This window comes from Ensifer sp. Root278, from assembly GCF_001429285.1.
Classification (GTDB): Bacteria; Pseudomonadota; Alphaproteobacteria; order Rhizobiales; family Rhizobiaceae; genus Ensifer.
Window position 1 is genome coordinate 20,984 of the sequence record NZ_LMJJ01000021.1, and the last position, 6,401, is coordinate 27,384.

Annotated in this window: 7 protein-coding genes; 4 read left to right on the forward strand and 3 right to left on the reverse strand. The window is 62.4% G+C overall.

Features of this window, described 5'->3' with window-relative positions; genetic code table 11:
* Nucleotides 1-36: 36 nt before the first annotated feature.
* The 3 genes from ASE60_RS16290 to ASE60_RS16300 all read right to left on the reverse strand — a co-directional run bounded on the left by ASE60_RS16290 (nucleotide 37) and on the right by ASE60_RS16300 (nucleotide 3,166).
* Nucleotides 37-774 carry a FadR/GntR family transcriptional regulator gene (locus ASE60_RS16290; RefSeq protein ID WP_057251603.1) on the reverse strand — a complete coding sequence of 246 codons (738 nt, stop codon included), beginning with the start codon at nucleotides 772-774 and terminating at the stop codon, nucleotides 37-39.
* A gap of 76 nt (nucleotides 775-850) precedes the next feature.
* On the reverse strand, nucleotides 851-2,368 hold the full coding sequence (locus ASE60_RS16295; RefSeq protein ID WP_057251604.1) for an aldehyde dehydrogenase (NADP(+)): 1,518 nt from the start codon (nucleotides 2,366-2,368) through the stop codon (nucleotides 851-853).
* Between the two features lie 3 nt (nucleotides 2,369-2,371).
* On the reverse strand, nucleotides 2,372-3,166 hold the full coding sequence (locus ASE60_RS16300) for an NAD(P)-dependent oxidoreductase (protein ID WP_057251605.1): 795 nt from the start codon (nucleotides 3,164-3,166) through the stop codon (nucleotides 2,372-2,374).
* Between the two features lie 133 nt (nucleotides 3,167-3,299).
* Between ASE60_RS16300 and kduI the strand changes: the two genes are divergently transcribed.
* From kduI to ASE60_RS16320, 4 genes are all read left to right on the forward strand, one after another.
* Nucleotides 3,300-4,124 carry a 5-dehydro-4-deoxy-D-glucuronate isomerase gene (gene kduI / locus ASE60_RS16305; protein ID WP_057251606.1) on the forward strand — a complete coding sequence of 275 codons (825 nt, stop codon included), beginning with the start codon at nucleotides 3,300-3,302 and terminating at the stop codon, nucleotides 4,122-4,124.
* Nucleotides 4,121-4,864: a 2-dehydro-3-deoxy-D-gluconate 5-dehydrogenase KduD gene (gene kduD / locus ASE60_RS16310; protein ID WP_057251607.1), complete on the forward strand. Its 744-nt coding sequence runs from the start codon at nucleotides 4,121-4,123 to the stop codon at nucleotides 4,862-4,864. Before kduI ends, kduD begins: the two co-directional genes overlap by 4 nt.
* 110 nt (nucleotides 4,865-4,974) lie before the next feature.
* Nucleotides 4,975-5,811, forward strand: a complete 837-nt coding sequence (locus tag ASE60_RS16315; protein WP_057251608.1) for a 5-dehydro-4-deoxyglucarate dehydratase — start codon at nucleotides 4,975-4,977, stop codon at nucleotides 5,809-5,811.
* Nucleotides 5,812-5,829: 18 nt separating this feature from the next.
* Nucleotides 5,830-6,401, forward strand: a 572-nt coding sequence (locus ASE60_RS16320; RefSeq protein ID WP_162261302.1) for a mandelate racemase/muconate lactonizing enzyme family protein, incomplete at its 3' end; no start/stop codon positions are given.

Here is a 6,401-nt window from a genome sequence, read left to right on the forward strand (position 1 = left end):
CTGTTCGAATGCAAGGGCGGCCGCAGACGCGCATACTCAGCGTGCGGCGCGCAACATGGAGCGGTAGCGGATCTGGCTGTTCTTGAGGTGGTTGCGCATCGCCGCGCGTGCTGCATCCTCGTCGCCGTTCTGTATCGCTAAGAGAATTGCTTCGTGTTCGTCCACAAGGCGGCTGAGCTCGTCAGCGGAAAGAACAGCCTCCTCGCCGCTGTCCACGATGGCGCGGCGGGGGATGAGGGCCGGTCCGAGCGCCTTAAGAAACTCGCTAAAGCGCGGATTGTTGGTTGCCTCGGCGATCGCGACGTGAAAGGCGAAATCAGCCTCGGCGGTCGGTTTGCCCGCAGCCGCACAGGCCCTGAAGGCATCAAAGGCTTCGATGAGCTTGCCTTCCTGACCGGGCGAGCGGCGAAGGGCTGCAAGTGCGGACGCGTCGCCCTCGACTGCGGTTCGAAGCTCCAGCATCTCGATCAGCGACGACACCCGCGTGAGGTCGACTTGTTGAAACGGCCGCCGCGCGGACGCGGCCTGCTCCAGCAGGAACACGCCCGCTCCCTGCCGAGGTTCGACCAGGCCATCGGAGCGCAAGGCCGCAATCGCCTCGCGCACGACGGTGCGGCTAACGCCGAATTCCTGGGTGAGCCGCGCTTCGGACGGCAGGCGGTCGCCGGGATGGTAGCGCCCCTTGGCTATCTGGGAACGAAGAGCATCCGTAACCTGCGCCACAAGCGTCTTGCCCTGGAAGGCGGAGGGATCGGATGTCGTCGCTGTCATCATGTAAGGGGCCGCTCCCCAAGATCTTCGTCGGTCCGTTTGTGGATACGCCATCGATGGGTGATGGCGCAATCCGTCGCTACACCGACTTCAGATCCTGAGGCATCAGGCGCTCAGGAATGTTCTGATAGGAGATGGGCCTTAGGAACCGGCGGATGGCCATGGTACCGACCGAGCTTGCGCCGAAATTGGTGGACGCGGGATAGGGACCGCCGTGAACCATCGCATCGCAGACCTCGACTCCGGTCGGATAACCGTTGGTCAGGATACGGCCCGCCTTGCGCTCAAGGATCACCATGAGCTTGCGCGCGAAATCGACATCGCCGTCGTCGAGATGCAGGGTTGCCGTCAACTGTCCCTTGAAACGCTTTGCCACCACGATCATCTCTTCGAAGCTCTCGACCGTGACGATCAGTCCAAGTGGACCGAAGATTTCCTCTGCAAGGACATGATTGCCGAGCCATTCACGCGCCGGGACGAGAAAGAGATTGGGCGTGACATCCCGCTGACCACAGCTTGTGCTGAGAATCTCGCGAACGCCGCCCCCCTTCGATACGCGGTCGCGTCCTTCGCGATAGGCCCTGGCGATGCCTTCGGTGAGCATGACCTGCGGCTCGACGCCTGAAAGTGCTGCGCGGGCAGCTTTCGCGAAGGCGGGCGCCTGCTCGGCAAGGATCACCGCGATGCCCGGATTGGTGCAGAATTGCCCGGCCCCCATGGTGAGTGAACCTGCCCATCCCTTGGCGATCTCCGCGCCGCGCGCCTTGATCGCCTCCGGCAGGAGAAACATGGGGTTCACCGAGCCGAGTTCGCCGAAGAAGGGAATGGGCTCCGGCCGCCCTGCGCAAAGATCGAAGAGCGCCCGCCCGCCGGCAAGTGAACCGGTGAAGCCGACCGCCTTGATCAGCGGGTGCGTCACGAGGCCCGTACCGACGTCGCGGCGGCCACCCTGGATCAGTGAAAACACACCTGGATGCAATCCGTGCGCCCTGATGGCAGCCAGGGCAGCCTCGGCGACGATCTCGCCGGTCCCCGGGTGGGCCGAATGACCCTTGACGACAACAGGGCAGCCTGCCGCGAGCGCCGAGGCCGTATCGCCGCCCATGGTCGAGAAGGCCAGCGGAAAATTGGAAGCGCCGAAGACGGCAACAGGACCGATCGGTCGTTGGATCAGACGGATGTCGGGACGGGGCAGGGGCTTGCGGTCCGGTAGGGCCTCATCATGTCGCCTGTCGAGGTACTCGCCCTTGCGAATATGGGAGGCAAACAGCCGAAGCTGGCCGGTCGTGCGTGCGCGCTCGCCTTCAAGGCGGGCGCCCGGCAATCCGGTTTCCGCGCTTCCGATCTCGGTGATCGCCGCCCCGCGCGCCTCTATCTCGTCGGCGATGGCGTCGAGGAATGCTGAGCGCTCGTCGCGGGTCGAGTAGCCGAAGGACCAGAAGGCTTCCTCCGCGGCCTCGGCCGCTTTGTTCGCCAGTTCGGTCGTTCCGACGGAGAAATCAAAGGCCGGGCCAGACGCCGGCTCGCTCTTGAATGTCTGCCCGGTTGCGATCCATTCGCCTGCGACCAGATGTTTTCCATGCGGCTTGAAGATCATTCATCACTCCCTAAAGATCGGATTGTCGACATAGGCACCGCCCTGAAAGCGAGCCGTGGATTCGTCGGGGCCGGGCTGCGGCGCGGCCTCCGCGAGGCGCGTCCGGAAGGTTTCGGCATTGTCCCTGGGTTTCCAGCCCAGCCAGCCGAGGTGTGCGTTGTCCCACCAACCGGCGTCGTTTGCCGATGCACCCCAGATCACGGGACAGCCCAAAACCGGGACGCGGAAGATCGTCTCGATCAGCGACGCGAAGTCTCCATGAGAAAGCCAGGTCGACAACGTCCGGTAATTCGTTGGCTCTGGCGTACAGGAGCCGATCCGCACCAGCGCCGTCTCCTGCCCGAACTTCTCGAAATACAGGCGCGCAAGCGCCTCGCCGAAGCATTTGGAGACCCCGTAGAGTCCATCCGGGCGAAATGGGGCAAGGGGATCGAGCCGTTCGGCTTGCGGATAGTAGCCGATCGTATGATTGGAGCTCGCAAAGACGATGCGCGGCCGGCCATTTGCGCGGGCAGCCTCAAAGAGATTGTAGAGACCGGCGATGTTTCCGCGCAGGATCCCCTCAAACGGGCATTCGACCGAAGCTCCGCCAAGATGGACGATACCGTCGCAGCCGGCGACCATGTTGTTCACGGCTTGAGCGTCGGCCAGATCGCATTGAATGAGCTCCTCGCGGTCAGCTGGCGCTCCAAGACCTGTGCGATCAGCAAGGCGGATCGTGTCGGCCAGGCCAGAGAGCCGTGTGCGCATCACGCGGCCAAGCTGACCCGCCGCGCCAGTGATGAGAAGGCGTTTCAATCCAGGTCTTCCCCTTGAGGAGTTGCAATCGAAAATCGAGGTTGGCATTTGCCTCTTGACGTTGTCAGACATATCATACAACTATGCCTAACACATATTACATGTTGGTCGCAATCACTGAAGGAGGACATTCATGCTGACCGTCGAAACGCGGCAGGCCGTCAATCCGGACTACGCAAGGACACTCGACACCGAGGGCCTCCGCAGGCATTTTCTCGCTGAGGACATGTTTCGATCGGGCGAGATCCGGTTGATCTACACCCACTACGATCGCTTCGTGATGGGCGGGGCCGTGCCTGCAGGCAAGCCGCTGACGCTCGACAAAGTGGAGGAAACCAAGACGCCGTCGTTTCTCGACCGGCGCGAGATGGGCATCGTCAATGTGGGCAAAACCGGCACGGTCACGACCGAACAGGGGACCTACAGCCTCAACCGCGGCGACGTTCTCTATCTTGGAATGGGTACGGGGCCTGTAACCTTCTCCGGGGAAGGGCGCTTTTACATCACCTCCTGCCCTGCCCATCGCAGCCTGCCTGCGAAGCTCGTGACCATTGCGGGCAGCAAGGAGGTTAAACTCGGCACGACCGAAACCTCCAACAAGCGCACGATCAACCAGTTCATCCACCCGCTGGTCATGGAGAGCTGCCAGCTTGTCCTCGGCTACACGACGCTTGAAGATGGCTCTGTCTGGAACACGATGCCGGCGCATGTCCATGATCGCCGCATGGAGGCCTATCTCTACTTCGGCATGGACGAAAAATCGCGAGTGCTGCACCTGATGGGCGAGCCGCAGGAAACCCGCCATCTCTTCATTTCCAACGAGGAAGGCGCGATTTCTCCCCCCTGGTCCATTCATTCGGGCGCTGGCATCGGCTCCTACACGTTCATCTGGGCCATGGCTGGCGACAATGTCGACTATACCGACATGGAGTTCATCCAGCCGGGGGAACTGAAGTGACAAATCCCTTTTCCCTTCAAGGTCATAAGGCCCTTGTCACCGGCGCGAACACCGGGCTTGGACAGGCCATCGCCGTAGGCCTTGCTGCGGCTGGCGCCGAGGTGACTTGCGCGGCGCGGCGCGCGCCTGAGGAAACGCTTGAAATCATCGCAAGAACCGGCGGGGAAGCCGCTTCGCTTGCTCTGGATTTCGCCGATCCCATGGCCGCACGCGACGTTTTTGCCGGAAAGGGCTACGATATCCTCGTCAACAATGCCGGCATCATTCGCCGCGCCGATGCGGTGGAATTCAGCGAGGCCGACTGGGACGACGTCATGGACGTCAACGTCAAAGCGCTGTTCTTCACCTGCCAGGCATTCGCCAAGGAACTGCTGGCAAAGGGCCGGCCCGGAAAGATCGTCAACATCGCATCGCTGCTTTCCTTCCAGGGGGGCATCCGCGTGCCCTCCTATACGGCGTCCAAGCACGGCGTCTCGGGGCTCACCAAGCTGCTTGCCAACGAGTGGGGCGCGAAGAGCATCAATGTGAACGCGATCGCGCCCGGCTACATCGAAACCAACAACACCGAAGCGCTGCGCGACGACCCGGATCGCAACAAAGCGATCCTTGATCGCATCCCAGCCAATCGCTGGGGCAGGCCCAAAGACATCGCCGGCGCTGCCGTCTTCCTGTCGTCGGCTGCGGCCGATTACATTCACGGCGCCATTCTCAATGTGGACGGTGGTTGGCTGGCCCGCTGATGGTGATGCCGACCACGAACTCATCATACATGTTATATGATGAGTTCGTGCCAGACCGGCTCATCTCATTCGAAATTTCCATTCTGAAAACACGCAGAGGACTAAAAGAAATGACCCCAGAACAGATCAAGGCCGCGCTTGGATCGGGCCTCCTTTCCTTCCCGGTGACGCACTTCGACAAGGACGGTCGCTTTGCGCCGGAAAGCTACAAGGCGCATGTCGAGTGGCTGGCCGGCTACAAGGCGCCGGTGCTGTTTGCTGCCGGCGGAACCGGCGAGTTCTTCTCGCTGAAACCCGATGAAATCCCCGGCATCGTTGCCGCCGCCAAGGAGGTTGCTGGCGAAACGGCGATCGTTTCCGGCTGCGGCTATGGCACGGAGATGGCGGTCGATATCGCCCGCTCGGTCGAGCGGGTCGGTGCCGATGGCATCCTGCTCCTGCCGCACTACCTGATCGATGCGCCGCAGGAAGGGCTTTACGCCCATGTGAAGAAGATCTGCCAGTCGGTCGGCATCGGCGTCATGGTCTATAACCGCGATAACTCCGTACTGCAGGCCGACACGCTGGCGCGGCTCAAGATGGGCGACCGGCTGATGTATCTCGGCGGCATGCCGACGGCGGAACTGTTCGCCGAAGCCTATCTCGGTGCTGGCTTCACCACCTATTCGTCCGCCGTCTTCAACTTCGTTCCGGGTCTTGCCAACGAGTTCTATGCGGCGCTGCGCAGCGGCGACCGCGCCACCTGCGAGCGCATCCTCAACGATTTCTTCTATCCGTTCATGGCCATCCGCAACCGCGCCAAGGGCTATGCCGTTTCGGCGGTCAAGGCGGGCGTGCGCCTGCAGGGGTTCGATGCGGGTCCGGTGCGCAGCCCGCTCAAGGACCTGACGGGGGCCGAAGTCGAGATGCTCGACGCCCTCATCGGCAGTCACAAGCGCAAAGCGTGACGAGCAGGGAGGAGTGGCATGAAGATCACCGCCGTCCGCACGCATCTCCTCGAGCATCGGCTGGCGGTGCCGTTCGAAAGTGCGTCGATGCGCTTTGATCGGCGCGCCCATGTGCTAGTCGAGATCGAATGCGATGACGGGACCGTCGGCTGGGGCGAATGCCTTGGGCCGGCGAGACCCAATGCGGCCGTGGTCGCGGCCTATTCCCCCTGGCTTATCGGCCAGGACCCGCGCCAGACCGAAAAACTCTGGGCGATTCTCTACAATGCGCTGCGTGATCAGGGGCAGCGCGGTCTGGCGATCACGGCGCTGTCCGGCATCGACATCGCGCTCTGGGATATCAAGGGCAAACATTACGGTGCCTCGGTCTCGATGCTGCTTGGTGGCCGCTGGCGCGAGAGCGTGCGCGCCTATGCGACCGGCAGCTTCAAGCGCGACGGCGTCGATCGCGTCTCCGACAATGCCATGGAGATGGCGGAACGCCGGGCGCAGGGGTTTCACGCCTGCAAGATCAAGATCGGCTTTAGCATCGACGAAGACCTGCGCGTCATCCGTGCCGTGCGCGAAGCGATCGGCGATGAAATGCGGCT

Coding starts and splice junctions, on each gene's coding strand:
- ASE60_RS16290 (WP_057251603.1), bottom strand. CDS start 774: ATGATGACAGCGACGACATCCGATCCCTCCGCCTTCCAGGGCAAGACG.
- ASE60_RS16295 (WP_057251604.1), bottom strand. CDS start 2,368: ATGATCTTCAAGCCGCATGGAAAACATCTGGTCGCAGGCGAATGGATC.
- kduI (WP_057251606.1), top strand. CDS start 3,300: ATGCTGACCGTCGAAACGCGGCAGGCCGTCAATCCGGACTACGCAAGG.
- ASE60_RS16315 (WP_057251608.1), top strand. CDS start 4,975: ATGACCCCAGAACAGATCAAGGCCGCGCTTGGATCGGGCCTCCTTTCC.